The sequence below is a fragment of the Acidobacteriota bacterium genome, assembly GCA_016184105.1.
GTDB lineage: Bacteria > Acidobacteriota > Vicinamibacteria > Vicinamibacterales > 2-12-FULL-66-21 > JACPDI01.
Genome location: JACPDI010000006.1, coordinates 63,299 through 88,609, shown reverse-complemented (window position 1 = coordinate 88,609; position 25,311 = coordinate 63,299). Strand labels below are relative to the sequence as shown.

The 25,311-nt window shown below is 68.7% G+C and carries 30 protein-coding genes; 28 read left to right on the top strand and 2 right to left on the bottom strand.

Features of this window, described 5'->3' with window-relative positions; genetic code table 11:
• The 7 genes from HYU53_01500 to HYU53_01470 form a co-directional block, all read left to right on the top strand.
• A partial coding sequence (locus HYU53_01500; protein ID MBI2219864.1) for an Hsp70 family protein occupies positions 1 to 955 on the top strand: 955 nt, incomplete at its 5' end.
• A 72-nt stretch (positions 956 to 1,027) separates the two neighbouring features.
• The gene (locus HYU53_01495) at positions 1,028 to 2,134 is read left to right on the top strand and encodes a J domain-containing protein (GenBank protein MBI2219863.1); all 1,107 of its coding nucleotides are present in this window, start codon (positions 1,028 to 1,030) and stop codon (positions 2,132 to 2,134) included.
• A gap of 2 nt (positions 2,135 to 2,136) precedes the next feature.
• Positions 2,137 to 2,580, top strand: a complete 444-nt coding sequence (locus tag HYU53_01490) for a helix-turn-helix transcriptional regulator (protein MBI2219862.1) — start codon at positions 2,137 to 2,139, stop codon at positions 2,578 to 2,580.
• A 12-nt stretch (positions 2,581 to 2,592) separates the two neighbouring features.
• On the top strand, positions 2,593 to 3,459 hold the full coding sequence (locus HYU53_01485; GenBank protein ID MBI2219861.1) for an RNA polymerase sigma factor RpoD/SigA: 867 nt from the start codon (positions 2,593 to 2,595) through the stop codon (positions 3,457 to 3,459).
• Positions 3,460 to 3,503: 44 nt separating this feature from the next.
• Entirely contained in the window at positions 3,504 to 4,418 is a 915-nt protein-coding gene (locus HYU53_01480) for an ATP-binding protein (GenBank protein ID MBI2219860.1), read from the top strand.
• Positions 4,419 to 4,434: 16 nt separating this feature from the next.
• Entirely contained in the window at positions 4,435 to 5,553 is a 1,119-nt protein-coding gene (hemW, locus tag HYU53_01475) for a radical SAM family heme chaperone HemW (GenBank protein ID MBI2219859.1), read from the top strand.
• A 57-nt stretch (positions 5,554 to 5,610) separates the two neighbouring features.
• Positions 5,611 to 6,123, top strand: a complete 513-nt coding sequence (locus HYU53_01470) for a hypothetical protein (GenBank protein MBI2219858.1) — start codon at positions 5,611 to 5,613, stop codon at positions 6,121 to 6,123.
• A 109-nt stretch (positions 6,124 to 6,232) separates the two neighbouring features.
• Here HYU53_01470 and HYU53_01465 read toward each other — a convergent pair whose 3' ends face one another.
• Entirely contained in the window at positions 6,233 to 6,715 is a 483-nt protein-coding gene (locus HYU53_01465) for a hypothetical protein (protein MBI2219857.1), read from the bottom strand.
• Between the two features lie 27 nt (positions 6,716 to 6,742).
• On the opposite strand from HYU53_01465, the gene HYU53_01460 reads away from it, so the two are divergent.
• From HYU53_01460 to HYU53_01370, 19 genes are all read left to right on the top strand, one after another.
• A complete protein-coding gene (locus HYU53_01460; protein ID MBI2219856.1) occupies positions 6,743 to 7,885 on the top strand; it encodes an acyl-CoA dehydrogenase family protein in 1,143 nt (380 codons plus the stop codon).
• 1 nt (position 7,886) lies between these two features.
• A complete protein-coding gene (gene meaB / locus HYU53_01455) occupies positions 7,887 to 8,822 on the top strand; it encodes a methylmalonyl Co-A mutase-associated GTPase MeaB (GenBank protein MBI2219855.1) in 936 nt (311 codons plus the stop codon).
• A complete protein-coding gene (gene mce, locus HYU53_01450; protein MBI2219854.1) occupies positions 8,819 to 9,220 on the top strand; it encodes a methylmalonyl-CoA epimerase in 402 nt (133 codons plus the stop codon). The genes meaB and mce overlap by 4 nt, the downstream gene beginning before the upstream one ends.
• Positions 9,217 to 10,074, top strand: coding sequence for an MBL fold metallo-hydrolase (locus HYU53_01445; protein MBI2219853.1), 858 nt, complete (start codon positions 9,217 to 9,219; stop codon positions 10,072 to 10,074). Before mce ends, HYU53_01445 begins: the two co-directional genes overlap by 4 nt.
• 17 nt (positions 10,075 to 10,091) lie before the next feature.
• Positions 10,092 to 10,955: an S-methyl-5'-thioadenosine phosphorylase gene (gene mtnP / locus HYU53_01440; GenBank protein ID MBI2219852.1), complete on the top strand. Its 864-nt coding sequence runs from the start codon at positions 10,092 to 10,094 to the stop codon at positions 10,953 to 10,955.
• Positions 10,952 to 11,887 (top strand): carbohydrate kinase family protein, encoded by a 936-nt coding sequence (locus tag HYU53_01435; protein MBI2219851.1) that lies wholly within the window; start codon positions 10,952 to 10,954, stop codon positions 11,885 to 11,887. Before mtnP ends, HYU53_01435 begins: the two co-directional genes overlap by 4 nt.
• Entirely contained in the window at positions 11,884 to 12,591 is a 708-nt protein-coding gene (locus HYU53_01430) for a hypothetical protein (protein MBI2219850.1), read from the top strand. Before HYU53_01435 ends, HYU53_01430 begins: the two co-directional genes overlap by 4 nt.
• Positions 12,592 to 12,715: 124 nt before the next feature.
• Positions 12,716 to 13,726: a VWA domain-containing protein gene (locus tag HYU53_01425; GenBank protein ID MBI2219849.1), complete on the top strand. Its 1,011-nt coding sequence runs from the start codon at positions 12,716 to 12,718 to the stop codon at positions 13,724 to 13,726.
• A 71-nt stretch (positions 13,727 to 13,797) separates the two neighbouring features.
• Complete coding sequence (locus HYU53_01420; GenBank protein ID MBI2219848.1) at positions 13,798 to 14,241, top strand: DUF2085 domain-containing protein; 444 nt, start codon at positions 13,798 to 13,800, stop codon at positions 14,239 to 14,241.
• Between the two features lie 10 nt (positions 14,242 to 14,251).
• Positions 14,252 to 14,665, top strand: coding sequence for a hypothetical protein (locus tag HYU53_01415; GenBank protein MBI2219847.1), 414 nt, complete (start codon positions 14,252 to 14,254; stop codon positions 14,663 to 14,665).
• Positions 14,662 to 14,835 (top strand): hypothetical protein, encoded by a 174-nt coding sequence (locus HYU53_01410; protein ID MBI2219846.1) that lies wholly within the window; start codon positions 14,662 to 14,664, stop codon positions 14,833 to 14,835. Before HYU53_01415 ends, HYU53_01410 begins: the two co-directional genes overlap by 4 nt.
• On the top strand, positions 14,832 to 15,236 hold the full coding sequence (gene vanZ / locus HYU53_01405) for a VanZ family protein (protein MBI2219845.1): 405 nt from the start codon (positions 14,832 to 14,834) through the stop codon (positions 15,234 to 15,236). The genes HYU53_01410 and vanZ overlap by 4 nt, the downstream gene beginning before the upstream one ends.
• Positions 15,205 to 15,987: an enoyl-CoA hydratase/isomerase family protein gene (locus HYU53_01400; GenBank protein MBI2219844.1), complete on the top strand. Its 783-nt coding sequence runs from the start codon at positions 15,205 to 15,207 to the stop codon at positions 15,985 to 15,987. Before vanZ ends, HYU53_01400 begins: the two co-directional genes overlap by 32 nt.
• Before the next feature lie 11 nt (positions 15,988 to 15,998).
• Complete coding sequence (locus tag HYU53_01395) at positions 15,999 to 16,448, top strand: 6,7-dimethyl-8-ribityllumazine synthase (protein MBI2219843.1); 450 nt, start codon at positions 15,999 to 16,001, stop codon at positions 16,446 to 16,448.
• Positions 16,445 to 16,876 carry a transcription antitermination factor NusB gene (nusB, locus tag HYU53_01390; protein ID MBI2219842.1) on the top strand — a complete coding sequence of 144 codons (432 nt, stop codon included), beginning with the start codon at positions 16,445 to 16,447 and terminating at the stop codon, positions 16,874 to 16,876. Before HYU53_01395 ends, nusB begins: the two co-directional genes overlap by 4 nt.
• Positions 16,869 to 18,401 (top strand): lysine--tRNA ligase, encoded by a 1,533-nt coding sequence (gene lysS / locus HYU53_01385; protein ID MBI2219841.1) that lies wholly within the window; start codon positions 16,869 to 16,871, stop codon positions 18,399 to 18,401. The genes nusB and lysS overlap by 8 nt, the downstream gene beginning before the upstream one ends.
• Complete coding sequence (locus HYU53_01380) at positions 18,398 to 19,636, top strand: lipoprotein-releasing ABC transporter permease subunit (GenBank protein ID MBI2219840.1); 1,239 nt, start codon at positions 18,398 to 18,400, stop codon at positions 19,634 to 19,636. The genes lysS and HYU53_01380 overlap by 4 nt, the downstream gene beginning before the upstream one ends.
• Positions 19,636 to 20,310 carry an ABC transporter ATP-binding protein gene (locus tag HYU53_01375; GenBank protein MBI2219839.1) on the top strand — a complete coding sequence of 225 codons (675 nt, stop codon included), beginning with the start codon at positions 19,636 to 19,638 and terminating at the stop codon, positions 20,308 to 20,310. Before HYU53_01380 ends, HYU53_01375 begins: the two co-directional genes overlap by 1 nt.
• Before the next feature lie 74 nt (positions 20,311 to 20,384).
• Positions 20,385 to 23,012, top strand: a complete 2,628-nt coding sequence (locus HYU53_01370; protein MBI2219838.1) for an AMP-binding protein — start codon at positions 20,385 to 20,387, stop codon at positions 23,010 to 23,012.
• Positions 23,013 to 23,077: 65 nt separating this feature from the next.
• Here the strand turns inward: HYU53_01370 and HYU53_01365 are convergent, their stop codons facing one another.
• Complete coding sequence (locus HYU53_01365) at positions 23,078 to 23,272, bottom strand: hypothetical protein (GenBank protein ID MBI2219837.1); 195 nt, start codon at positions 23,270 to 23,272, stop codon at positions 23,078 to 23,080.
• Positions 23,273 to 23,421: 149 nt separating this feature from the next.
• On the opposite strand from HYU53_01365, the gene HYU53_01360 reads away from it, so the two are divergent.
• The gene (locus HYU53_01360; GenBank protein ID MBI2219836.1) at positions 23,422 to 24,510 is read left to right on the top strand and encodes a lytic murein transglycosylase; all 1,089 of its coding nucleotides are present in this window, start codon (positions 23,422 to 23,424) and stop codon (positions 24,508 to 24,510) included.
• Between the two features lie 284 nt (positions 24,511 to 24,794).
• Entirely contained in the window at positions 24,795 to 25,238 is a 444-nt protein-coding gene (locus tag HYU53_01355; GenBank protein MBI2219835.1) for a BON domain-containing protein, read from the top strand.
• Positions 25,239 to 25,311 lie beyond the last annotated feature (73 nt).

The following is a 25,311-nucleotide window of genomic DNA, read 5'->3' as shown; positions in this document are numbered from 1 at the left end:
GGGGATCGACACCTCGAAGATCGATGAAGTGGTGCTCGTCGGCGGCTCGACCCGTATTCCGCGCGTCCAGCAGATCGTGCGCGAGCTGTTCGGCAAGGATCCGCACAAGGGGGTCAACCCCGACGAGGTGGTTGCGGTCGGGGCGGCGGTGCAGGCTGGCGTGCTGGGGGGCGAGGTCAAGGACCTGCTCCTGCTCGACGTCACGCCGCTCTCGCTCGGCATCGAAACGCTCGGCGGCGTCATGACGACGCTCATCACGCGCAACACGACGATCCCGACGCGCAAGAGCGAGATCTTCTCGACCGCGGCGGACAACCAGACGAGCGTCGAAGTGCACGTCCTCCAGGGGGAGCGCCCGATGGCGCGCGACAACCGCACGCTGGGGCGGTTCCACCTGGTGGGGCTCCCGCCGGCGCCCCGCGGCGTGCCGCAGATCGAGGTCACGTTCGACATCGACGCCAACGGCATCGTGAACGTGTCGGCCAAGGATCTCGGCACGCAGAAGGAGCAGAAGATCACGATCACGGCGTCGAGCGGCCTCAGCAAGGACGAGGTCGACAAGATGGTCTCCGAGGCATCGTCGCACGCCGAGGAGGACAAGAAGCGCCGCGAGGAGATCGAGACGCGCAACCACGCGGACCAGGCGGTCTACGCGGCCGAGCGCCTGCTGAAGGACACCGGCGACAAGCTGGGGGCGTCCGATCGGCAGGCGATCGAGTCCGCGATGGAGTCGCTGAAGTCGGCGATCGAGAAGAACGACCTCGACGCGATGAAGCGCGGCATGGATCAGCTCACCCAGGCGCAACACAAGGCTGCCGAAGTGCTGTATCGCCAGGCGCAGCAGGGGGGCGCCGAGGCCGGCGCCCCGGGCGGCGCCGCGGCGGGCCAGCCGGCCGGCGGCGCGCGCGAAGGGGAAGTGATCGACGCGGAAGTGGTCGAGGACGAGAAGAAGTAAATCGGGCACGAGGCAGGAGGCACGAGGCACAAGGTTTCGGAGTCGGTCCTCGTGCCTTGTGTCTGATGACTCGTGCCTGACTTCGCCACCGAAGGTATGGACTACTACGTCATCCTGGGTCTGCGTCCCGGCGCCAGCGAAGGCGAGATCAAGCGCGCCTATCGGCGGCTGGCGCGGAAGTATCACCCGGACATCAACCCGGGCGATCGCACGGCCGAGACGCTCTTCCGCCGCATCGCGGAGGCGTACGAGACGCTGGTCGATCCGCAGCGGCGGCGGACGTACGACACCGGCGGCGCGGCCGAGCACCAGGATGTCAGCCCGCTGTCGTTCGACGGGTTTGATTTCTCCGTGGTGAGCGACGCGCGGACCGGGGCGACCTTCAGCGAGCTGTTCGCCGACGTCTTCCAGCGCTCGGCCGGGCTCGACGAGACGCGGTCCGTGTCTGGCGCCGACATTCACGCGGAGGTGCCGCTCGCCTTCGAGGAATCAGTACGCGGCGCCGAGCGGCGGATGACGATCACGCGGCAGGAAACGTGCGCCCCCTGCGAGGGGCGCGGGGCGATCCGCACGGCCGGCGGGCAGTGCCTGGCGTGCCACGGCAGCGGCAACATCCGGTGGACGCGCGGCCACATGGTCTTCAGCCGCGCCTGCACGTCCTGCGGCGGCACGGGGCGTCTCCGCCAGGAGCCCTGTCCGTCGTGCGCGGGGCACGGCATGCACCCGCGGACCGAGACGGTTCTCGTGCGGCTCGCGCCGGGGATCGCGGACGGCACCCGCGTGCGTGTCCCGGGCAAGGGGCACGCGGGCCGGTTCGGCGGATCCACGGGGGATCTGATCGTGACCGTCCGCGTGGCCTCGCACCGGCTGTTCCGGCGCGAGGGAGACGATCTGCACCTCGTCGCGCCGATCGCGGTGCACGAGGCGGCGCTCGGCGCGAAGATTGACGTGCCGACGCCCGACGGCGTGGCGCGCGTGCGCGTCCCGCCCGGGACCCAGACAGGCCAGCGCTTCCGGCTGCACGGGCGCGGCGTCACGACGGCGGACGGGCGCGCCGGGGACCTCGTCGTGGAGGTGCGGATCGTGGTCCCGCAGCTGCGCGACGAGCGATCGAAGGAGCTGATGCGTGAGTTCGCGCGGCTCAACGCGGACGACGTCCGCAAAGATCTGGGCGTGTAACGATGGCGGCGAAGCGGCAAGGCGGCGGCAAGGCGTACTACATGATCAGCGCCGTCGCGCAGAAGTACAACATCCACCCGCAGACGCTCCGCCTCTACGAGCGCGAAGGGCTGCTCAAGCCATCGCGCACCGAGGGGAACACCCGCCTCTATTCCGAGGAAGACCTCGAGCGGCTCGAAACCATCCTCTCGCTCACGCGCGACCTCGGCGTCAACCTTGCCGGCGTGGAGATCATCCTGAACATGCGCCGCAAGATGGAGCAGATGCAGCGCGAGGTCAACGAGTTCATGGAGTACGTGAAGCACGAGCTCGCACGCGGGCTGGGCGACTGGGAGCAGCGCCTCAGCACGGCCATCGTCAAGGCCGCGCCCGGCGATCTCGTCCGCGCGCGTACCGGCGTCGTCGTGCACGACGAGCCCCGGCCGAAAGAGCGCAAACAGAGCTGATATCATCCCGTGGTGGCCCGGCGATCCCATCCTGCGGATGATGACGCGCTGCGCGCCTACCTGCGCGCGATTGCGCGCGCCCCGCGCCTCACTCCTGAAGAGGAGCAGGCGCTCGCGCACCGCATCCAGCAGAGCCGCGGCCGCGACGACGATGCGCTGCGGCGGCTCGTCGAAGGGAATCTGCGGTTTGCCGTGCATTACGCGAAGCGGTACCGCGACTTCGGCGTGCCGTTCCTCGACCTGATTCACGAGGGAAATCTCGGCCTCATCGAAGCGGCAAAGCGCTTCGACCCGGGCCGGCACGTCAAGTTCATCACGTACGCCGTGTGGTGGGTGCGCCAGAGCATCCTGCACGCGCTGTCGTCGCAATCGCGCGTGTTTTCGCTGCCGCAGAAGGTGTCCGGCGCCGCCCTGAAGTTCCGGCGCGACGTGGCGGCGCTCGCCGAAACACTGGACCGCGCCCCCTCGATGGAGGAAATCGGCGCCCGACTGGGTCTGTCACCGGCCGAAATCGAATCGCTGACCGAGCTGGGCGCCACCGACGTCTCGCTGAGCGACCTGGTCGCGGGCGAGGGCACCGACGGCGTGCACATGGAAGACACGATCCACCAGGTCGCCGTCCCGCCGGCAGAAGACGACGTGATCCGGCGCCACCTCGCCGAGCAGCTCGCCTGCGCGCTCTCGGAGCTGGACGTGAAGGAGCGGGAGATCGTCCGCCTTCGCTTCGGCCTCACGCGCGAAGGGGAGCCGCGCACGTTGCAGGAGATCGGCGATCGGCTGCGGCTCTCCCGCGAGCGCATCAGGCAGATCGAATCGCGAGCCAAGGCGAAGCTGCGGCACTCGAAGCGCGCCGTCGGACTCCGCAGCTATCTGAACTGACCGTCGCAGAACACGCGGAAGGCGCAAGAGAATGTGTTGGTCGGATGAAAGAAGTGTTCCGCGCCTTCTGCGAGTTCCGCGGTGCGGCGTTTGATGCTATCCTGTCGTCTCTCTCCGACATGTCGTGTCCCCACTGCGAAGACACCGGCTGGCGTCCTGTTGACGTGAACGGCGTGCGTCGCGTCGAGCGCTGCGAGTGCTGGCGCAAGGAATCGATCGCGCGCGTGCTCGCGGCGGCGCGGGTCGATCGGCGGTACTCGCGGTGTTCGCTGGAGAACTTCGTCCTCTACGACAACCCGGGGCTCAAGCGCGCGCACGCCGCCGCGCGACGGTTCGTCGAGGACTTTCCGAATGTCGACAAGGGCCTGTGCTTCGTCGGCCCGCACGGGATCGGCAAGACGCATCTGGCCGTCGCCGTGCTGCGGCAACTTATTCGCGACCGCGGCGCCCGCGGGATCTTTTACGACAGCACCGTGCTGCTTCGCGAGATCCGCAGCACGTACGACCCTGGCGTGCCCGGGCAGGAGTTCCAGATCCTCCGCCCCGTCCTCGACACCGACGTCCTCGTCCTCGACGACATCGGCAAGGAGCGGTTCTCGGACTGGGTCGAAGAAACGATGAATCTCATCGTCACGACCCGGTACAACGACCGGAAGATCACGATCTTCACCTCGAACTACGAGGACAGCCCGGACGTGGACGACCCGAACGCGCTCATCTGCCGGATTGGGTCGCGGATTCACTCCAGGCTCCGCGAAATGTGCGACTTCTACGACTTCGACGGGGCCGATTACCGCCACCTCCCGCCGAACGGCGGCGCCGAGGACCTGCAGATGCTCTGGAAGGGGGGGAAGAAGTCGAAAACGACCCTGCCCAGCCGCGCGGCGCCGTCGCGGATCAAGGCGCAGCTCAGGCCGGGGCGCGAACTTGGATGGAGCGGGGGGAAGGCGGGATCCTAGCAATCTGTACTCTGCAATGCTCGGGCTGTATCTTCACATTCCGTTCTGCAGCGCAATCTGCAACTACTGCAACTTCAACCGGGGCCTGCTCGACGCCGGGCTCAAGCGGCGGTACGTGGAGGCGATCGAGCGTGAGATCCGTACGGCCGCGGACGGCCACGCGGCGGACACGATGTACTTCGGCGGCGGCACGCCGTCGCTGCTCGAGCCGGAAGAAGTCGGCCGTCTCATCGCCGCGTGCGCCGACGCGTTCGTCCTCGCGCCGGCCACGGAGATTACCCTCGAGACCAACCCTGAAACGGTCGATGCGGCGCGGCTTGCTGCGTTCCGGAGCGCCGGAGTGAACCGCATCAGTTTCGGCGTCCAATCGTTTCACGACGAGGAGTTGAGGCGGCTCGGGCGGCTGCACGACGCGCGGCGCGCGCGCGATGCGGTGCGGGAGGCACGGGCGGCAGGGTTCGACAACATCAGCCTCGACCTGATGATGTGGCTGCCGGCGCAGACGCTGGCAGAGTGGCAGGCGAACGTGCGCGAGCTCATCGCCGTGGGTCCCGACCACGCGTCGCTCTACATCCTGGAGCTGTATCCCAACGCGCCGCTGAAAGAAGAGATGGCGCGCGCGCGCTGGTCGCAGGCGCCAGACGATGACGCGGCAGAGATGTACGAGTGGAGCATGGCGGCGCTGGAGGAGGGCGGGTACCGGCAGTATGAGATCTCCAACGTGGCGCGCCCCGGCCGCGAGTCGCGCCACAATCTCAAATACTGGCAGGACGGCGAGTGGCTGGCGTTCGGCTGCGGCGCCCACTCGACACGTGACGGCGTGCGCTGGCGGAACGTGTCCGGCACCGGCGAGTACATCGCGAAGATCGATGCCGGGGCACCGGTGGTCGCGGAGCGCCGGCCCCTCAGCCGCGACGAGCGACTCCAGGACGCGCTCTTTACCGGCCTCCGCCTCGCTGACGGCGTGGATGTGAAGGCGCTCGGTGCGCGCTATGACACGGATATTCACGCCCGCTACGGCGCTTCCCTCGAACCGTACGAGGCGGCGGGGCTGGTCGTCGGCGACGAATCACGGCTGCGCCTGACACGCCGGGGTATGCTGGTCGCCAACGAAATTTTGTCGGTATTCGTCTGACGCCCGCCAGTACGTTAAAGTATCGGCTCCCCGTCAGGGCTCTTTCAGGAGGATTGAATGCGGTTTCTCGCGCGTTTCACGCTCGCACTCGTGCTCGCGGTTCCGGCCGCGGCGTTCGCCCAGACTTCGGAACAGCAGCAGCCGCCGGCTCAGCCCCAGACACAGGCGCAGCAGCCCGCGCAGCAACAGCCCGCAGCGGACCCGGGCCGCAAATTCAACGGGCCGGCCGGCCTGCTGTTCAACATCATCAAGCCCGAAAAGACCGCTGACTTCGAGGCGTTCCTGGCCAAGTTGCACGAGTCGCTGCAGAAGAGCGCGGACCCGGTGCGCAAGCAGCAGGCCGCCGGCTGGAAGGTGTACAAGATGTCCGAGGCCAGCGGCGGCAACGTGATGTACATCTACTTCATCGACCCGGCGGTCGCCGGAGCGGACTACACGGCGACGAAGATCATTGCCGAGACGCTGCCGAGCGAGGCGCAGGCGATCTACGAGAAGATCAAGGACGCGTTTGCCGGCCAGAGCATTGCCAACCTGACGCTCGTGGCGGATTTTTCGAAGCCCGTCCAGTAGACGCTTAGGGGTCAGATCTCGAAAACCGAAAACACACTTTTTTCTAGGTCTGACCCTTTTGGGGAAAAGGGTCAGACCTAGAAAAAAGTGTGTTTTCGAGATCTGACCCCTAAAACGCCAGGTTCAGCCCCGCATACACCCGCTGCGGCTTGCTGTGCAGCGGCGCGCCCCGCAGCGTGAACAGCCGGTAATCCAGCCGCAGCTTCAGCGGCCCGAGCAGCGAGACCTTCACTCCGCCCCCGATGTTCATCCCGAGGTTCGTTTCCTGCACGTCAGCGAGGCGTTCGCGGTAGATGCCACCGCCGGCGGTGGCGTAGAACTGCAGTCCGGATACCGCGATCGGCGTCTGCACGATCACGTTGCCCATGCCGCTGCGCAGCGACGGCGCGGCGGCCTCGAGGTCCTCGACCGTGTCGCTGTATTCGAACTCGAACCCGACCACGAGGACCGTGATCCCGATCGCCAGTCCTTTGGACACGCGGCTCGAGGGGGTCGGCGTCGCGCCGATGAATGCCGTCGCATCGGCGAAGGCGGGCGAGGCACCAAGCATGACGAACAGGGCCGACAGCGACCACAGGCGGAAGCGCAACATGCGGCCATTCTAACGTAAGATTCTGGTGTGAATCTGTCCTTCACCGACCAGCAGGCGCTGCTGCGCCGCACGGTCCGGGAGTTTGCCGAAGCCGAAATCCGCCCGCACGTCATGGAGTGGGACGAAGCGCAGTCGTTTCCACCCGATTTCCTGGCCCGGCTCGCCGAGCTAGGCCTGGCCGGCATCCAGTTCCCCGAGGAGTACGGCGGCGCGGGGATGAGCGCCGTGGAGTACTGCATCTGCATCGAGGAACTGGCGCGCGTCGACCCCTCCATCTCGCTGTCGATCGCGGCGCACAACGGCCTGTGCTCCGCTCACATCAACATGTTCGGCACGCCCGTCCAGAAGGCGCGGTGGCTCGCCCCGCTCGCGCAGGGCAAGATGCTCGGCGCGTGGGGGCTCACCGAGGCGGGGGCGGGCAGCGACGCGGCAGGCATGAAGACCGTGGCGCGCCGGGACGGTGATTCGTGGGTCATCAACGGCTCCAAGCAGTTCATCACGCACGGCACGGTCGGCGGGGTGATGGTCGTGATGGCGGTGACGGATCGCACCAGGGGGCATCGCGGCATCTCGGCGTTCATCGTCGACGCGGGCACGAGCGGGATGACGCCCGGCCGAAAGGAAAACAAGCTGGGGATGCGCGCGAGCGATACGAGCGAGGTGCTCTTCCAGGACTGCCGGGTGCCGGCCGGCCAGCTGCTCGGCGAGGAAGGACAGGGCTTCATCAACACGCTCCAGGTGCTCGATGCCGGGCGGATCGGCATCGCGGCGCTGTCGGTGGGGCTGGCGCAGGGCGCCTACGAGTGCGCCCGCAGTTACGCGCTCGAGCGGCGGCAGTTCGGACAGCCGATTGCCGCCTTCCAGGCGATCCAGTGGAAGCTGGCGGACCAGGCCACGCGCATCGAGGCGGCGCGGCTGCTGACCTATCGCGCGGCCTTCCTGAAGGACCAGGGGCAGCGGATGACGCGCGAATCCTCGATGGCGAAGCTCTATGCGAGCGAGACGGCCGTTCGCGCGGCCGAAGACGCCGTGCAGATTCACGGCGGTTACGGCTTCGTGAAGGACTACCCGGCCGAGAAGTTCTTCCGCGACGTGAAGCTCACGACGATCGGCGAAGGCACGAGCGAGATCCAGCGGCTCGTCATCGCGCGGCAGCTGCTGGGACAGTGACGTGGCGCTGTCGGACCGTATCCTCGCCGGCGACCCGCGCGCGATCGCGCGCGGCATCTCGCTCATCGAAGACGAGGCGCCGGAAGCGGCGGGCCTCGTGCGCGCGATCTTCCCCCGCACCGGCGGCGCCTACCTGGTGGGCATCACCGGCGCCCCGGGCGCCGGCAAGAGCACGCTGGTCGACCGGCTGACCGCCGAGATCCGCCGGCGCGGGCCGAGCGTCGGCATCGTCGCCGTCGATCCCACGAGCCCGTTCACCGGCGGCGCGATTCTCGGCGACCGCGTCCGGATGCAGGCCCACGCGGCCGATCCCGGCGTGTTCATCCGCAGCATGGCCACGCGCGGCCACCTTGGGGGCCTGGCGCGCGCCACCGGCGAAGCCGCGCTCGTGCTCGACGCGGCGGGCAAGGACCTCGTCATCATCGAGACGGTGGGCGTGGGGCAGGACGAGGTGGATATCGTCCGCACCGCCGACGTGTCGATCGTGGTCATCGTGCCGGGGACCGGCGACGAGGTGCAGGCCCTCAAAGCCGGCATCATGGAGATCGCCGACATCTTCGTCGTCAACAAGGCGGACCGCGAGGGGGCGGATCGCACCGCCGCGTCGCTTGAAGCGATGCTGGCCCTCGAGACGTGGAACGACGGGGCGTGGCGGCCGCCGATCCTGAAGACCGAGGCGACGACGGGGCGCGGCCTGCCGGAGCTGCTCGATACCATAGAACGGTTCCGCGAGCACATGCGGGAGGCGCAGGGCGCGCGCCGGCGTGCGCGCGCCGAGTTCCGCCTGCGCGAGCTGCTCGGGCGGAGGTTCATGCAGCACGTCGAGGAGCAGGTGCTGGAGCCGGGAGAGTTCGACGCGCTGCTGGATCGCATTGCCGCGCGCGAGACCGACCCGTACACCGCCACGGCGGACCTGCTCAGGAGAGCGTTGGGATGAAGGCGATCCTCGATCACATCGGCATCGCGGTGAGCGACCTCGAGGCCTCGCTGGCGCTCTATCGCGACATCCTCGGTCTGGAGATTGCGGCGCCGGAAGACGTGCCGTCACAGCGCGTGCGCGCGCATTTCATACCGGCAGGCGAGGGGTTTCTCGAGCTGCTCGAGGCCACCGCGCCCGACTCGCCGATCGCCAGGTACGTCGAGAAGCGCGGGCCCGGCCTGCACCACGTGGCGCTGCGCGTGGACGACATCCGCGCCGCCCTGGCGCACCTCAAGGCCCGCGGCGTCCGCCTGATCGACCAGGAGCCGCGCCCCGGCGCGCACGGCTCGCTCGTCGCGTTCATCCACCCCTCGGCCGCGCACGGCGTGCTGGTGGAGCTGATCCAGAAGCCGTGATTGTCGGGGACCTCGAGCTCATCTCCGTCTGCGACGCCTATTTCCATCTGGACGGCGGCGCGATGTTCGGCGTGGTGGCCAAGCCGCTCTGGGAGCGGCGCGCGCCGGCCGACGCGCGGAACCGCATCGCGCTCGGCATGCGGCCGCTCGTCGTGCGCGGCCACGGCCGCACGCTCATCATCGACGCGGGCATCGGCGAGAAGATGGACGCGAAGAGCACGGACATCTATGGCATCCGCCGCGAGCGGTCGCTCGAGGAGACGCTCCAGGCCGCCGGGGTCGGGCTCGCGGACGTCGACGTCGCGCTGGCCAGCCATCTGCACTTCGACCACGTCGGCGGCTTCACGCGTCGCGACGCGACCGGCGCGCTCCACCCGCTGTTCCCCCGCGCGGAGTACGTCATCCGGCGCGGCGAGTGGGACGATGCCACCCACCCGCACGAGCGGAGTCGCGCGAGCTACCTGCCCGAAAACTTTGTCCCGTTGATGGACGCCGGCGTCGTCCGGTTCATGGACGGTGATGGCGAGGTCGCGCCGGCGGCGATTCCCGGCATCCGGGCCGTTCGCACGGGTGGCCACACGCGCCACCACACCATCATCTACATCGAGTCGAAATCCGAGGTCGCCGTGTTCGCCGCCGATCTCATGCCGACGACGGCCCACGTCGATGCGCCGTGGATCATGGCATACGACCTGTATCCGATGGAGACGCTGGAATTCAAGCGGGCCTTCCTCCGCGAGGCGATTGACCGCGAGTACCTCGTGTTCTTCGAGCACGATCCGAAGGTCGCCGCCGGGATCATCAGGGAACGGGCCGGCCGGCCGTTCGTCGAACCAGTCGAGCTGCACGTATAATTCACGGATTCATTCACATGAGCGACATCCAGATTGGCATCATCGGCGGCTCCGGCCTGTACGACATGCCGGAGCTGACGGACCGGGACGAGGTGACGTTGACCACGCCGTTCGGCGACCCGTCGGCGCCGTACGTCGTCGGGACGCTGCGCGGGCGGCGCGTGGCGTTCCTGTCGCGGCACGGCGCGGGACACCGCTACATGCCGACCGAGTTGAACTACCGCGCGAACATCTTCGGCATGAAGACGCTCGGCGTGGAATTCATCCTGTCGGCGAGCGCGGTGGGCTCGCTGCAGGAACGGTACGTGCCGCAGCATCTGGTCATTCCCGACCAGTTCTTCGACCGCACCCGGGGGCGCGTCAGCACGTTTTTCGGCAACGGCCTGGTGGCGCACGTCGGGTTTGCCCATCCGATCTGCCGCGCGCTGGGGGAGATCGCGTACGAGAGCAGCGTGACGGCGGGCGCCACGGTGCATCGCGGCGGCACGTACGTCTGCATGGAGGGGCCGCAGTTCTCGACGCTCGCCGAGTCGAAGCTGTATCGCAGCTGGGGGATGGACATCATCGGCATGACCAACCTCCAGGAGGCGAAGCTCGCGCGGGAGGCGGAGATCTGCTACGCGACGATCGCGCTGGTGACCGATTACGACTGCTGGCACCCGGACCACGACGCGGTGACCGTCGAGATGATCGTGGACAACCTCGTCGCCAACGCCAGGACGGCGCAGCGCGTGATTGCCGAAGCCGTCGGGCGCCTCCCGATCGCGCGGGACTGCGAATGCGCGCATGCGCTGCGGTACGCCATCATCACCAGGCCTGAGGCGGTGCCCGAGCGCGTCAAGCGCGATCTGGCGCCGATCATCGGAAAATATCTTTCATGAAGATTGTCGTCACGGGTTCCATCGCGTTCGATTACCTGATGTCGTTCCCCGGGAAGTTCACCGACCACATCCTGCCGGAGCACATCAACCGGGTGAGCCTGTCGTTCCTCGTCGATTCCATGGACAAGCGGCGCGGCGGCTGTGCGCCGAACATCGCGTACACGCTCGCGCTGCTCGGCGAGCGGCCGCACCTGATGGCCACCGCGGGCGAGGATTTCGGCGACTACCGCCGCTGGCTGGAGGCCGCCGGCGTGGACACGTCGCTCGTGAAGGAAATCGCGGGGAAGTTCACCGCGTCGTTCTTCTGCTCGACCGATGCGGAGCACAACCAGATCGCCTCGTTCTACACCGGCGCCATGGCGAACGCCGCGGAGCTGTCGTTCCGCACGATCGACGGCTGCGGGCTCGCGATCATCGCGCCCAACGATCCCGAAGCGATGCTGCAGTACGCCGACGAGTGCCGCGCGCTGGGCGTCCGGTTCATCTTCGATCCCGGACAGCAGTGCGCCCGGCTCACCGGCGACGAGCTGAGGCACGGCCTGCGCGGCGCGGAGATCCTGATCTGCAACGACTACGAGTTCGAATTGATCCGCGAGAAAACGGGGCTCTCCGACGCCGACCTCCTGTCGCAGGTCCGGGTCCTCGTGGTCACGCGCGGCGAGAAGGGGGCGACGATTACCGCGGAACGGCAGGCCGTCGACGTGCCGGCCGTCGCACCCGAGCGCGAGGCGGATCCCACGGGGGTGGGCGATGCCTATCGCGGCGGCTTCATGAAGGGGCTCGCGCGCCGCGCGGACTACGTCACCTGCGCGCGGCTTGGATCGGTCGCCGCCACCTACGCGCTGGAACATCTCGGCGGCAGCAGCCACTCGTATTCGTGGGACGACTTCAGAGACCGGTACGAGCGGCACTTCGGCCCGCTCAGGCTGTGAACGCCGCCCCCGTCGTCGTGTGCGCGACGGCGGCATCGTACATCGCGGGCTGGGTCGTCGGCCTGCCGTATCTCGTTCCTGTCCTGAACGCGCTGGCGGGATATCCCTTCATGATCGCTCCCGTGCGGCGGGGCCAGCTGCGGACCGCCATCGGGCTCATGCTCGTCTGGGCGCTGTCGATGGGCGTGTTTGCGACGGCCCTCGCCTACGCGCGCCCTGCCACGACCGCACGCCTCTTCCTGAACGCCGCCGCGTACGAGCGCGAGATGTTCACGTGGGTCGCGACGAGCGATGGACGCGAGAGCCGCCCCCGCGAGTCCATCCCACAGCACCTCGGCCAGGCCGCGGTGTTTTCGGGCCTTTCGCTCGCGACGGGCAGTGCCCTCTCGATGCCCATGGGGGCCGCGCTGATGAACTACATGGGGCACTACGTGGGAGCGCTGGCCCATCACGGCGGGTCGCCCTGGCTGCTCGCAGCGGCGTGGCATCCCTGGTCTGTAATCCGGATAACAAGTTTTGTCGTGCTCGGCGTCGTCCTGTCGGGCCCCGTCATCTGCGCCGTCGGCGGCGGCCGGTGGCGATGGGACGGCGAACCCCGGCGTTGGACCGTGCTGGCGATGGCCGGGCTGGTGGCGGACGTGCTCCTCAAGGCGTTGGCCGCGCCGGTGTGGAGGCATTTACTCACATCGCTTGCCGGCTGGTAGTCCCGGAGCGCAACTGGGTCGCGCACGACATACTGCCGGGCTCCGAGGGGCACGCCGCCGGGTCGGCGCGGTGCGGTATGTCACTTGCTGAGCACCTGACGGGACGTCGGCAAGGAGGCGTGCTGTGCGGCGACTGGGTCTCTCGTTTCTCGCGGTGCTGAGCGTCGCGGCTGCGGCGCACGCACAGCTGCTCCCGCCGGTCCCGGCGCTGAAAGACACTGTTGCGCAGGTGCCGCCGCCCGTCTTTCGCAGCGGCGCGGAGCTTGTCGCGCTCAGCGTCGCCGTGCTGGATCGCAACCAGCACTTCGTTCGGGGCCTGGCCGCCACCGACTTCGCCGTGTTCGAAGACGGCGTCCAGCAGGACGTCTCCTTCTTCGCGACCTCCGACGTCCCGCTCGATCTGATCCTCCTCCTCGACACCAGCGCGAGCATGAGCGACAAGATGAAATCGGTGCACGAGGCGGCCCTGGGCTTCCTGCGCACGTTGCGAGGGCAGGACCGCGGGGCCGTCGTCGCCTTCAACGATGGCGTGCAGGTTCTGCAGGCGCTCACCGGCGATTTCCCGAGCCTCGAACGCGCGGTCCGTTCGACGCAGCCGAGTGGAGCGACGGCGCTGAACAACGCGATCTACGTGGCCCTGAAGGAATTCGGCCGCTCCGCCCGTCAGTCCGGGGAGGTGCGCCGCCAGGCGATCGCGGTGCTCTCGGACGGCGACGACACCTGCAGCCTCATCTCGTTCGACGACGTGCTGGGCGAGGCGAAGAAGAGCGGGGTGGGCATCTACACGATCTCCTTGCGCATGCGCCTGGGCCCCAGGCAACACGGCACTTTTTCCACGGCGCTGTATTCGATGAAAACGCTGGCACAGGAGACCGGCGCGCTGGCATTCTTCCCCGCAGCGATCGAGGACCTGAGTGGCGTCTACGGAAAGATCGCCGACGAGCTCGAACACCAGTACGCGATCGGCTACTCGCCGAAGAACGGCCGGGCGGACGGCCGTTTTCGCCGCGTCATCGTGCAGGTGGTCTCGCGGCCCGAGCTGCGGCTGCGCGCCCGCACCGGGTACTTCGCGGAACGCGCGCGCGGGTCGACAGCCGCGGCGAACACGGCCAGCGCCCCACTGCCGCGGCGATAGGTGATAAAAAGGGGTCGGGAGCCTTTTTCCTCTCTCCCGCATCAGGAAACAGGCCCCGACCCCTTCTCATCATGCTCCTGCCGCTGCTCCTCGCATCCGCCGCGGTCTGGACGCTCGCCGTCATCGCGGCGCCGCTGCTCGACGCGTCGTTCATCTACGCCGCCGCCGCGCTCGTCTGTCACCAGATTCCGGAAAGAACCTTTCAAGTCGCGGCCGGGCCGGTCGCCGTCTGCGCGCGCTGCCTCGGTTTGTACGTGGGCGGGCTCGCCGGTCTCGTTGCCGGCGGATCGTGGCGCATCAAGGCGCCGCACCTCACGCCGGCGGTGGCGCGCGCGCTGCTGGCGCTCTGCGCGATCCCGACGGTGCTGACGCTGGCGGCCGAATGGATTGCCGGATGGCCGGTGGGCAACATGACACGGTTTCTGACGGCGCTCCCGCTCGGCGGCGGCGCGGCGTTGGTCGTCGCCGCGGCAATCGCCGCGGAGCGCCGGGGGGCCGGCGCTCGGGTGATGTAGACTGAATCCAGTGAGGAATTCCGCCAAGGCGGCCACGGCCGCCGCCGCGCCCCAGGTCGACAAAACCGGACTGATCCTGCTCGAAATCGCTGCCTGGGCCGTCCCCGGGGCCGCGCACCTGTGGCTTGGGCGCCGGCAGAAGGGGCTCGTGTTCCTGATCGTGTTGCCCCTGATGTTCGCCATCGGGCTCGCGCTCGATGGGCGGCTGTTTCCCTTCGACGTGTCGCAGCCGCTCGTCGCCCTCGCCGCGGTCGCGGACGTCGGGCTGGGAGCGCCGTTTCTCGCCGCGAAGATGTTCGGCCTCGGTGCCGGTCGCGTGATCTCGCTCACCTTCGAATACGGCAACGCCTTCATCATCGTCGCGGGCCTGTTGAATTTCCTCGTGCTGCTCGACGCCTACGACATCGCGCTCGGCCGGAAATGACCAGTCACCTCCTCCTGATGGCGCTGTTCGCGGCGCTGGTCTCCGCGGTGTTCGCGACGCTGCTGCGCGACACCCCGCGGGATCAACTCGCGCTCGGCGCGCGGCTCTTCGGCGGATTTCTCGCCGTGGCGGTTGCGCTGGGCTGGCTGATGTACCCCTTCCCGCTTTGATCTGGCTTCCCGCGGTGCTCTGGATGGCGGTGATCTTCACCGTCTCCTCCATTCCCGACGTCGGGGCGATGCCGGGCGGCTTCGCGGATTCGACGCTGCACGGGGCGGAGTACCTGGTGCTCTCGGCCCTCCTGGTGCGCGCGATCGCCCGCGCGGAATGGCGGTGCGTGACGTGGCGGACGGCGCTCGCCGCGCTGGCGGCGAGCACGGCGTACGCGCTCACCGACGAGTGGCACCAGTCCTTCGTGCCGGGGCGCGCGAGCGAGTGGCGCGACGTCGTCTCTGACGCGGCGGGCTCGTCGGTGGCCGCCGGAGGCGCGTGGGCGTGGAGTATAATCAGGCATTTTTCGCGATCTCGCGAGAGGCGTCATGGCGTACACGAACCTCCTCCTCGAGCGTGACGGCGGCGTCGCGGTCGTCACCATCAACCGGCCCGAGAAGCGCAATGCGCTCAACAGCGACACGATCGACGAGCTGCGGCGCGCGGTCCTGGACATCAAGCGCGACGATGGCGTGCGGGCGGTGGTGATCACCGGCGCCGGCGACAAGGCGTTCGTGGCGGGTGCGGACATCAACGAGCTGGCGGTGCTGACGCCGGTGGGCGGGCGGGATCACGCCCGTACCGGCCAGCACGTCTTCGACCTGGTCGAGCATCTGGGCAAGCCGGTCATCGCCGCGATCAACGGCGTCGCGCTCGGCGGCGGATGCGAGCTGGCGATGGCCTGCACGCTGCGCATCGCGGCCGACACGGCGAGGCTCGGCCAGCCGGAGATCAACCTGGGCATCATGCCGGGGTACGCGGGCAGCCAGCGGCTGCCGCGCCTGGTCGGCAAGGGGCGCGCGCTCGAACTGCTGCTGACGGGGGACCCCGTCACCGCGGAGGACGCGTGGCGGATCGGCCTGGTCAACCGCGTGGTGCCGGCGGCATCGCTGATGACCGAGGCCAGGGCGCTCGCGCACGCGCTGGCCGCCAAAGCGCCGATTGCCGTGCGCTACATCATCGACGCGGTCAACCAGGGGCTCGACATGAGCCTGGCGGATGCGCAGACCAACGAGGCCACGCTGTTCGGCCTGGTCTCGAGCACCGAGGACATGCGCGAAGGCACGAGAGCGTTTCTCGAGAAGCGCAAGGCGGGGTTCAAGGGGCGCTAGCGCCACGCATCATGGCTGATCACGCGCGGCGCGGCGTTCGAATCGCGCTCGTCGTGTCCCGCTACAACGAGTTCGTCACCGATCCGCTGCGCGATGCGGCGCTGGAGACGCTCGTCGAGGCGGGCGTGCCACGCGAGAACGTTCGCGTGCACGCCGTGCCGGGCGCGTACGAGATCCCGCAGGCCGCGGCGGCGGTGGCCTCCGCCGGCGGCGTGGACGCGCTCGTCTGCATCGGGTGCGTCATCCGCGGCGCCACGCCACATTTCGAGTACATCTCGTCGGCGGTCGCGCACGGCGTGACGACCGCCTCGATCCGGACCGGCGTGCCCATGGCGTTCGGCGTGCTGACCACCAACTCGGTGGAAGAGGCGCTCGAGCGGAGCGCGCCCGGCCCGGCGAACAAGGGGCGCGAGGCCGCGCTGGCCGCGCTCGAAATGGCCGCGCTTTTCAGGAGCTTATGAACCGCGAAGAGAGGCGCGGGGCGCGCGAGGCGGCGCTCCAGATCCTGTACCAATGGGAGATCGGCGGCGCATCGCTCGATGACACGCTGGCGGCCTACTGGGACGTTCGCGAGCAGGATCCGGCCGAGGGCACCCCTCCCGCGGTGGACCGCGAGTACGCCGCGACGCTGGCGCGCGGCACCGCCGAGCGGCTGCCCGAGCTCGACCCGCTCATCGAGGCGCGGGCGGAGCACTGGCGGCTGTCGCGCATGGCCGTCATCGATCGTCTCATCCTGCGGCTCGCCGCCTACGAGCTGCGGCACCAGCCCGGCGCGCCCGCGCCCGTGGTGATCAACGAGGCGCTCGAGCTCGCCCGCACGTTCAGCGGCGAGGACTCGGTGCGGTTCATCAACGGCGTGCTCGACGGCCTCGCGAAGCGACATGACTGAGGAACAGCAGCAGAAGGAATCCGACCAGATCGTTCAGCGGCGTGCGAACCTCGCCGAGCTGGAGCGGCTGGGGGTGCCGCCGTACCCGCGCAAGTTCGAGCGCACCGACACGATTGCATCGCTCGTCGCGGCGCACGGCGCGAGAAGCGCAGGCGAGCTCGAGGCCGCGCGCGTGGAGATCCGCACCGCCGGCCGCATCCTGGCCATCCGCAGCTTCGGCAGGGCCAACTTTCTCGTGCTCTCCGACGGCCAGGCGAAGATCCAGGTGTACGTCCGGAAGGACGCGCTGCCGGAGCTGGACTTCCGGGTGTTCACGCTGCTGGACTTCGGCGATTTCGCCGGTGTCGCGGGCCACCTGTTTCGCACGAAGACCAACGAGCTGACGATCTGGGCGACGCACGTCGAGTTCCTCGCGAAGTGCCTCCTGCCGATGCCCGAGAAATGGCACGGCCTCCAGGACGTCGAGATTCGGTATCGCCAGCGCTACCTCGACCTGATCGTCAATCCCGACTCGCGCAAGGTGTTCGAGGTCCGCAGCCGGGTGCTTGCCGCGATCCGTGCGTTCCTGAACGCGCGCGGCTACCTCGAAGTCGAGACGCCGATGATGCAGGCCGTCGCCGGCGGCGCGCTGGCCCGCCCCTTCGAGACCCATCACAACGCGCTCGACCTCGACCTCTACCTGCGCATCGCGCCGGAGCTGTACCTCAAGCGGCTCACCGTCGGGGGAATCGAGCGTGTCTACGAGATCAACCGGAATTTCAGGAACGAAGGGATCTCGACGCAGCACAACCCCGAGTTCACGATGCTCGAGTTCTACCAGGCCTACTCGGACTACCTCGAGCTGATGGACATGACCGAGGAGCTGATCGTCTGTGTCGCGCGCGAAGCCGTGGGGCGCGAGACGATCACGTTCAACGGGCGTGAGATTTCGCTGGCGCGCCCCTTCCGCCGGATGAAGCTGCGCGACGGCGCGCGCGAGGCCGCGTCGAAGGCGCTGGGCACGGAGGTGTCGGACGCGGACCTCAGGGATGCCACGCGCGCTGCGGCGATCGCCATGCGGCTCGGCGTGGCGCTGGAAGCGGGCTGGGGAGCCGGGAAGATCACGACGGAGATCTTCGAGAAGCTCCTCGAGGAGTCGCTGCTGGACCCGGTGTTCGTATACGACTTCCCGACCGAGGTCTCGCCGCTGTCGAAGCAGAAGCCGGATGACCCGGACACGGTCGAGCGGTTCGAGCTGTACATCGGCGCCTTCGAGGTGGCCAACGCCTTCAGCGAGCTGAACGACCCGGCGGAGCAGCGCCGCCGCTTCGAAGCGCAACTGCTGGACCGCCAGCGGGGCGACCAGGAAGCGCACGCGATGGATGAGGATTACATCCGCGCGCTCGAGTACGGCATGCCGCCGGCGGCCGGCGAGGGGCTGGGCATCGATCGTCTCGTCATGCTGCTCACCGACAACCCATCGATCCGCGACGTCATCCTCTTCCCGCTCATGAAGCCACGGCGGCAGGGGCGTGCCGCCGAATGAGGGAACTGCCGTTCGAGCTGTTCGTCGCCTTGCGGTACCTGCTCGCCCGGCGCAAGCAGGCGTTCATCTCGCTGATCTCGTTCATCTCCACGCTGGGGGTCGCCGTCGGCGTGATGGCGCTCATCCTGGCGCTGGCGCTCATGACCGGTCTCCAGGGGGAGCTTCGCAACCGCATCGTCGGCTCGGCGGCGCACATCTACGTGTGGAAGGTGGGCGGCGGCGGCATCACCGAGCCGGAGCAGGACACGAAACGTGTCCGGGCCCTTCCGCGCGTGGTGGGTGCGGCGCCGGTGATCATCGGCAAGGCGCTCGTGGACTCGGGGCGCGAGAAGGCGTTCATCACCATCAAAGGGATCGACCCGAGGCTCGAGGCGTCGGTGACCGACGTCGGCCGCGCCATGCAGCAGGGATCGCTGGCAGCGCTCGAGGCGAGCACCACGGACCGGCCTGACGGCATCGTGATCGGCCGCGAGCTGGCCGCGCAGCTGTCCGTGTCGCTGGGGGATGACGTCTCGGTGCTGACGCCGGAGGGGACGCTCTCTCCGATGGGCATGATCCCGCGCACGCGCCGCTTCCGCGTCGTCGGCATCTTCAGCCTCGGGTTGTTCGAGTTCGATGCGGCGTACGGCTACGTGCGCATGGACGTCGCGGGGCACCTGCTCAACCGCGATCGCCCCGACTACATCGAGGCGCGTGTGGACGACATGTACGCCGCGCCGAGACTCGCGGAGGAGTACGAGCGGCAGCTCGGCGAGAGCTACATCACCCAGGACTGGGCGGACATGAACCGCTCGCTCTTCTCGGCGCTGTGGCTCGAGAAAATGGCGATTTCCATCACCATCGGGCTCATCGTCATGGTCGCCGCGCTCAATATCGTCGCGTCGCTCGTGCTGCTCGTCATGGAGAAGAACCGCGACATCGCGATTCTGAAGACGATGGGGACGGGGGCCGCGAGCATCCGCACGATCTTCATGCTGCAGGGGCTGCTCATCGGCCTCGTCGGCACGACCGCCGGGACGGTCCTGGGCCTCGGAGCGTCGTACGTGCTCGACAGGTACAAACTGATCCGCGTTCCCACCGATGTCTACCAGATTTCGTACGTGCCCTTCGTCGTCGAGCCGCTGGACCTGCTCGTCGTCATCGCATCCGCCGTGCTGATCTGCTTTGTCGCGACGATTTACCCGTCCCGCCAGGCCGCGAGGCTCGACCCGGCGCAGGCGCTGCGGTACTCGTGATGTCGTTTGTCACCGTCTCCGGGCTCAGCAAGGCGTACCCGGTAGGCGGCCGCTCGCTGAGCGTCCTGCGCGGCCTCGATCTCCTGGTGGACCGCGGCGAGATGGTCGCGATCATCGGCGCATCGGGCGTGGGGAAGAGCACGCTGCTGCACCTGCTCGGCGGTCTCGATACGGCGGACGGCGGTCGGGTCCGCGTCGCGGAGGCGGACCTCACCGCGATGGCGGATGCGGACCGCGTGACGTTCCGGAACCGCCACATCGGGTTCGTGTTCCAGTTTCATCACCTGCTGCCGGAGTTCACCGCGCAGGAAAACGCGGAGATGCCGTTGCGCATCGCCCGCGCCGATGGGCCGCCGCGGAACGCGCGCGCCCGCGAGGTGCTGACGCGCGTCGGCCTCGCGGAGCGCCTGGACCATCGTCCCGGCATGTTGTCAGGCGGCGAGCAGCAGCGCGTCGCGGTGGCCCGCGCGCTCGTGATGGCGCCGGATCTGCTCCTCGCGGACGAACCCACCGGCGACCTCGATGAGACCACCGCGGACGCGCTGCACGGCCTGCTGCGCGAGATGCACCGCGAGCGGCACCTCACGTCGATCATCGCGACGCACAACCCCCGCCTCGCGGCGGCGTGCGATCGCGTGCTGCGCCTGCACGATGGCCGGCTCGAGCCCGCCTGATATAGAATTCCGCCACCATTCCGGACAACTTTTACGACCTCTTCGCGCGGGCCGCGGACCGCTTTGGGGATCGCGTGGCCACCGAGCTGCAGCGCCGCGACCGCGTTGACCGCCTGACGTATCGCGAGCTGGCCGCGATCGCCGGTCGCGCCGCGGCATGGCTCGACGCCCGTCGCGTGGCGATCGGATCGCGTGTCGCCATTCTTGCGGAGAACGACGGCGAGTGGTGTGGGGCGTACCTGGGCGTCCTCCGGGCCGGCGCGGTCGCGGTGCCGCTCGACACCACCTACAGCGTGGAGCAGGTCGCGAAGCTCCTGAAGGACTGCGGCGCGGCGGCGGTGTTCACCAGCGACCGCTTTGCCGAGACCGCCCGGGCCGCGGTGGCCGCGATCGCCCCGGCGATCGTGGCGGTCGCGAACCTTCACCGTGATTTCGCCGCCTGCGACGGGCCTGGGGCCCCGGCCCCCGTCGGGGACAGCGACCCGGCCGTGATCCTCTATACGTCCGGCACGACCGCCGATCCCAAAGGGGTCGTGATGACGCACGACAACATCGTGGCCGAGCGGACCGCCGCGTTTCATCTCGTGCACGTGGACGAGCGCGACGCGATCCTCAGCGTCCTGCCGCTGTTTCACGCGCTCGCGCAGATGGCCAACCTGCTGTTGCCGTTCTCCGTGGGCGCGCGGGTGGTGTACCTGGAGACGCTCAACACCACCGAGCTCACGCGCGCGCTCCGGGAACGCGGCATCACGGCGTTGGTCTGCGTCCCGCAGTTCTTCTACCTGTTGCACCAGCGGATCGAATCCGAGATTCGCGCTCTGCCGCTTGCCGCGCGCGCCGTCGTCCGGATGCTCTCGGCGTTCAATCTCCGCGTTCGACGCGCCACGCGCCTCAATCCCGGCCGTGCGCTCTTTCGAAAAATCCACCGGTCGCTGGGGCCCGACCTGCGCCTGCTGGTGACCGGCGGCGCCCGGTTCGATCCGCTCATCAACGAATCGTTGTTCGCGCTCGGGTTCTCCATCCGCCAGGCCTACGGCCTCACCGAGTGCTCGGGCGCGGCCACGATTTCCGACGATGGCGACCCGAATCTCGGGTCGGTCGGCCGCGTGCTGCCGGGAAACGAAATCCGGATCGCGCCGTCCGACGGCGCCGACGGCGAAGTGCTCGTCCGCGGGCCGATCGTGATGCAGGGGTACTTCAACCGGCCCGAACAGAACGCGGCGACGCTCGCCGGCGGCTGGCTGCACACCGGCGATCTCGGACGCCTGGACGGCCACGGCCGCCTGTTCGTCACGGGCCGCAGCAAGGAGGTCATCGTCCTCGGGTCTGGCAAGAACATCTACCCGGAAGAGATCGAGGCGCACTACGAGCGCTCGCCGTTCATCGAGGAGCTGTGCGTCGTCGGGCTCTCGCGGCCGGGCGAGCCGACCTCGGAGCGGCTCCACGCGCTCGTGCGGCCGGATGCGGCGGCGCTGCGGGCGCGCGGCGCGGTGAACATCCGCGAGCTCCTGCGCTTCGAGCTTGAAGGGCTCTCCGTGCAGCTCCCGGCGCACAAGCGGATCCTGGGCTACGACGTCACGCTCGATCCGCTTCCGCGCACGACGACGAGGAAGCTGAAACGCTTCGAGATCCAGAAGCAGCTCGAACAGCGCGCGGCAGAGGCGGAACGCGCGGAGATGACGAGTCCCGCCGCGCGGGTGCCCGACGAGTGGAGCGCGGATCCGCAGGTCGCCACGATTCTCTCCGTCATGCGGGAAGCGGTGCCCGCCGGCGCCGGCCTGCGCCGCGACGCGCACCTCGAGCTGGACCTGGGGCTCGACTCGATGGAACGGGTCGAGCTGTTCGTGCATCTCACCGGCACCCTGCAGATCCAGATCCCGGACGACGTGGCGCAGCAGCTGCACACGGTTGGGGATCTCGTCGAGGCGTGCCGCTCGCGCCTGCGCGAGGGATGGGATACCGCCGGGCGCGTGCAGCCTTGGGAGCGGCTGCTCCAGGAGCCGCCGGCTGACGGCGAATTCCTCCGCGAGCTGCAGAAGCCGAAGCGCGTGCGCGCGGCGTTGCTGTTTGTCGCCGTCAAGCTGCTGTCGGTCTTCTTTCACGTGGCCGCCGGCCTGCGGGTCCGCGGGCAGCAGCACGTGCCGGCGCGCGGGCCGTACGTGATCAGCCCGAACCACCAGAGCTACGTCGATGCGTTCCTGCTCGTCGGCGCGCTGCCGTTCCGCGCGTTCAAAGACATGTTCTTCGTCGGCGCCGCGGAGTACTTCGAGGCGCCGTTCATGCGCTGGCTTGCGCGCACGTTGAACGTCGTGCCGATCGACGCCGACGCGAACCTCGTGGGCGCGATGCAGGCCGGGGCGTACGGGCTGCGCCTCGGCAAGGTGATGATTCTGTTCCCGGAAGGCGAACGTTCGATCGACGGAACGGTGAAGGCCTTTCGCAAGGGGGCCGCGATCCTGGCCCACCACGCACGCGTCCCGATCGTGCCGGTCGCGATCGACGGGGCCTGGGACATCTGGGCCCGCGGGCGGAGCCCGCGCTGGTCATCGCTGCTGCCGTGGTCGCCGGCGCGTGCGCGGCTCGAGTTCGGCGCCCCGCTCGAACCGGCCTCCGATGCCACCTACGCGGCGCACACCGAGCGGCTGCGCACCCGCGTGGTCGCCATGTGGGACGCGCTGCATCAAGACCGGCGGCGGCCCTGAAGGCACTCCCGCTCGCCATTCCCACTCGACCGCATCGTCTATAATTCGCGAGACTCCAGGCGTGATTACGCCACGTCGCGAAGCACTGGCGCGTCGGGTTCCGCTGCCTGCGCGGGACGGCATGCCAGGTGCCCTTGGACGTGGTTCAGTTCCCAGATGGCCGCGCAGCCGTAGACCAGGGAGTTGAACGCCAGGTGCGGCTCGCGCCGTTTCAGCCAGGCGGCCACGTTGTAGACGGCACACACGGCGACTGTGGCCATCAGGACACAGTGAACCCCCGCCTTGAGCGGCTCGCAGCGTCCGACCGTCAACAGTTCAAGGAATTCTGCGGGATTCCGTTCTTCCGTCGGTCCCATTGGGTTCTCCCGGTGTCTTGAATGCAACAGCTGAGCCAACGTCGAACCTCCCGATGCATAACCGCCTCTCGGCGGCCCTGACCGCCTTTTTCATCACCGTTACGCCGGCTGCCGGGCAGACGCCCGGGCCCCTGCGTCCCGCATTTGCCGATTGGCTCCGGCAGTTTCGTGAAGTCGCGCTCCAGGAAGGCATCGGCGCCGCCACGCTCGAGCGCGCGTTCGACGGCCTCGAACCGCTTCCCGTCATTGTCGAGCGAGACCGCACCCAGAAGGAGCTGATTCTGACGGTGCAGCAATACGTGGAGCAGCGCGTCACGGCGGGCGTGGTCCAAACAGGGCGGCGGGCGGTAGCCGCCCATGCCGGGCTGCTCCGTCGGGTCGAGCGCACCTACGGCGTGCCCCGCCAGATCGTGGTGGCTGTCTGGGGCCTCGAGTCGAATTTCGGGCGGTTCAGGGGCGTGCGCCCGACCATCCAGGCGCTGGCCACGCTCGCGTGGGAGGGACGCCGCGAGGCGTTGTTTCGACAGCAGCTGCTCGCCGCTTTGGGAATCCTGGATCGCGGCGAAGTCGATTTCGATCGGCTGCGCGGATCGTGGGCCGGCGCGATGGGGCAGGTGCAGTTCCTGCCGACGTCGTACGTGGCCTACGCGCAGGACTTCGACGGCGATGGGCGCAAGGACATCTGGGAATCGCGCGCCGACGTGTTTGCCTCGATCGCGAACTACCTCCGCGAGCGGGGTTGGCAGGGGGGTGTGCGCTGGGGCGTGCGAGTCAAGCGCCCCGCCAAAGAGTCCGAGGCTTTCGTGTCCCTGGCGGCGCCGCGTGGCGCCGGGTGCGGCGCGGAGCGCGACCTGTCCTCCCCTGCGCCGCTGGCTGTGTGGCGGAAAGCGGGCGTGCGCCCGGCCGGTGCGGCCGGTGACGCACGCCGCCCTTACTCGCTGCTCACACTCGGTCGCGCGAGTTACCTGGTGACGGCGAACTACGAGGCGCTGCTCGCCTACAACTGCGCGCACTCCTACGCGTTGAGCGTCGCGCAACTCGCCGACAAGATCGCGCCCGCCGCTGACGCCGCCAGAGGCCGTGGCGCGAGCCCTACTGCCGACTGCCCTCAGGGCACACGCGGTCCGAATCCCTGGCGATAGCCCGCGCGGTACCCGGCCTGATAATCCTGGAGCGCGCCCATGCCGGGCGCATACCCCGCGTCGGCCTGCTCGAGTTCGCGCTGGCCCTCCAGGTCCCACGTGTTTGTGAGCTCGCGGTCCTCGCGTCCAGCCTGGCCAGGCCTCCCGCTTCCCCGTGCCGGGCCATCTCGACCGATCATCCGGCACGCCGGCTGCAATGGGCGACCGGTGGAGGTCGCCGTGCGTCTTCCCCAGGAGATCATTACTGCTGACCCGGCGGCGACGAGGTGGGAAGGAGGAACGTCATGCTGCGTTCGCTGGTGCGGGCGATCGTCGTCGTGGTGATCGTCGTGGCGGCGCTCGCGTTCTTCGCCGGTTATCGGCTGGCGAACGGCCGGCTCGTCGCGCCCGGGGACCGGGAGCGTGCCGTGGGCACGGCCGGCCGGACGGATGCGCCGATCGATACCTCGGAGGCGCGCAAGCGCGGTGCGGAAGCGGGCGAGTCGATCGCCGATGCTGGCAACCGCGCGGCGGAAGTCATCAGCGACGTGTCGCTGACGACGAAGATCAAGTCGAAGATGGCGCTCGATGACACCGTGAAGGCGCTCGACATCACCGTGACGACGACGGATGGTCACGTCACGTTGTCGGGAACCGTGCGCACGGCGGCCGAGCGCGATCGCGCCCTTGCGCTCGCACGCGAGACTGCCGGCGTGAAGTTGGTGATCGATCGCCTGCGGCTGCCGTGAAAGAGGACGGCCGGAAGTGGGACAGTCACACTTTCCCCAGGAGCGGCTACTGGAAAGTGTGACTGTCCCACTT

Bases quoted from the DNA above. Each gene is read 5' to 3' on its own strand.
- HYU53_01490 (MBI2219862.1), top strand. From the start codon at position 2,137: ATGGCGGCGAAGCGGCAAGGCGGCGGCAAGGCGTACTACATGATCAGC.
- HYU53_01480 (MBI2219860.1), top strand. From the start codon at position 3,504: ATGAAAGAAGTGTTCCGCGCCTTCTGCGAGTTCCGCGGTGCGGCGTTT.
- hemW (MBI2219859.1), top strand. From the start codon at position 4,435: ATGCTCGGGCTGTATCTTCACATTCCGTTCTGCAGCGCAATCTGCAAC.
- HYU53_01470 (MBI2219858.1), top strand. From the start codon at position 5,611: ATGCGGTTTCTCGCGCGTTTCACGCTCGCACTCGTGCTCGCGGTTCCG.
- HYU53_01465 (MBI2219857.1), bottom strand. From the start codon at position 6,715: ATGTTGCGCTTCCGCCTGTGGTCGCTGTCGGCCCTGTTCGTCATGCTT.
- mce (MBI2219854.1), top strand. From the start codon at position 8,819: ATGAAGGCGATCCTCGATCACATCGGCATCGCGGTGAGCGACCTCGAG.
- mtnP (MBI2219852.1), top strand. From the start codon at position 10,092: ATGAGCGACATCCAGATTGGCATCATCGGCGGCTCCGGCCTGTACGAC.
- HYU53_01435 (MBI2219851.1), top strand. From the start codon at position 10,952: ATGAAGATTGTCGTCACGGGTTCCATCGCGTTCGATTACCTGATGTCG.
- HYU53_01420 (MBI2219848.1), top strand. From the start codon at position 13,798: ATGCTCCTGCCGCTGCTCCTCGCATCCGCCGCGGTCTGGACGCTCGCC.
- HYU53_01410 (MBI2219846.1), top strand. From the start codon at position 14,662: ATGACCAGTCACCTCCTCCTGATGGCGCTGTTCGCGGCGCTGGTCTCC.
- HYU53_01400 (MBI2219844.1), top strand. From the start codon at position 15,205: ATGGCGTACACGAACCTCCTCCTCGAGCGTGACGGCGGCGTCGCGGTC.
- HYU53_01395 (MBI2219843.1), top strand. From the start codon at position 15,999: ATGGCTGATCACGCGCGGCGCGGCGTTCGAATCGCGCTCGTCGTGTCC.
- nusB (MBI2219842.1), top strand. From the start codon at position 16,445: ATGAACCGCGAAGAGAGGCGCGGGGCGCGCGAGGCGGCGCTCCAGATC.
- lysS (MBI2219841.1), top strand. From the start codon at position 16,869: ATGACTGAGGAACAGCAGCAGAAGGAATCCGACCAGATCGTTCAGCGG.
- HYU53_01380 (MBI2219840.1), top strand. From the start codon at position 18,398: ATGAGGGAACTGCCGTTCGAGCTGTTCGTCGCCTTGCGGTACCTGCTC.
- HYU53_01375 (MBI2219839.1), top strand. From the start codon at position 19,636: ATGTCGTTTGTCACCGTCTCCGGGCTCAGCAAGGCGTACCCGGTAGGC.
- HYU53_01365 (MBI2219837.1), bottom strand. From the start codon at position 23,272: ATGGCCACAGTCGCCGTGTGTGCCGTCTACAACGTGGCCGCCTGGCTG.
- HYU53_01360 (MBI2219836.1), top strand. From the start codon at position 23,422: ATGCATAACCGCCTCTCGGCGGCCCTGACCGCCTTTTTCATCACCGTT.
- HYU53_01355 (MBI2219835.1), top strand. From the start codon at position 24,795: ATGCTGCGTTCGCTGGTGCGGGCGATCGTCGTCGTGGTGATCGTCGTG.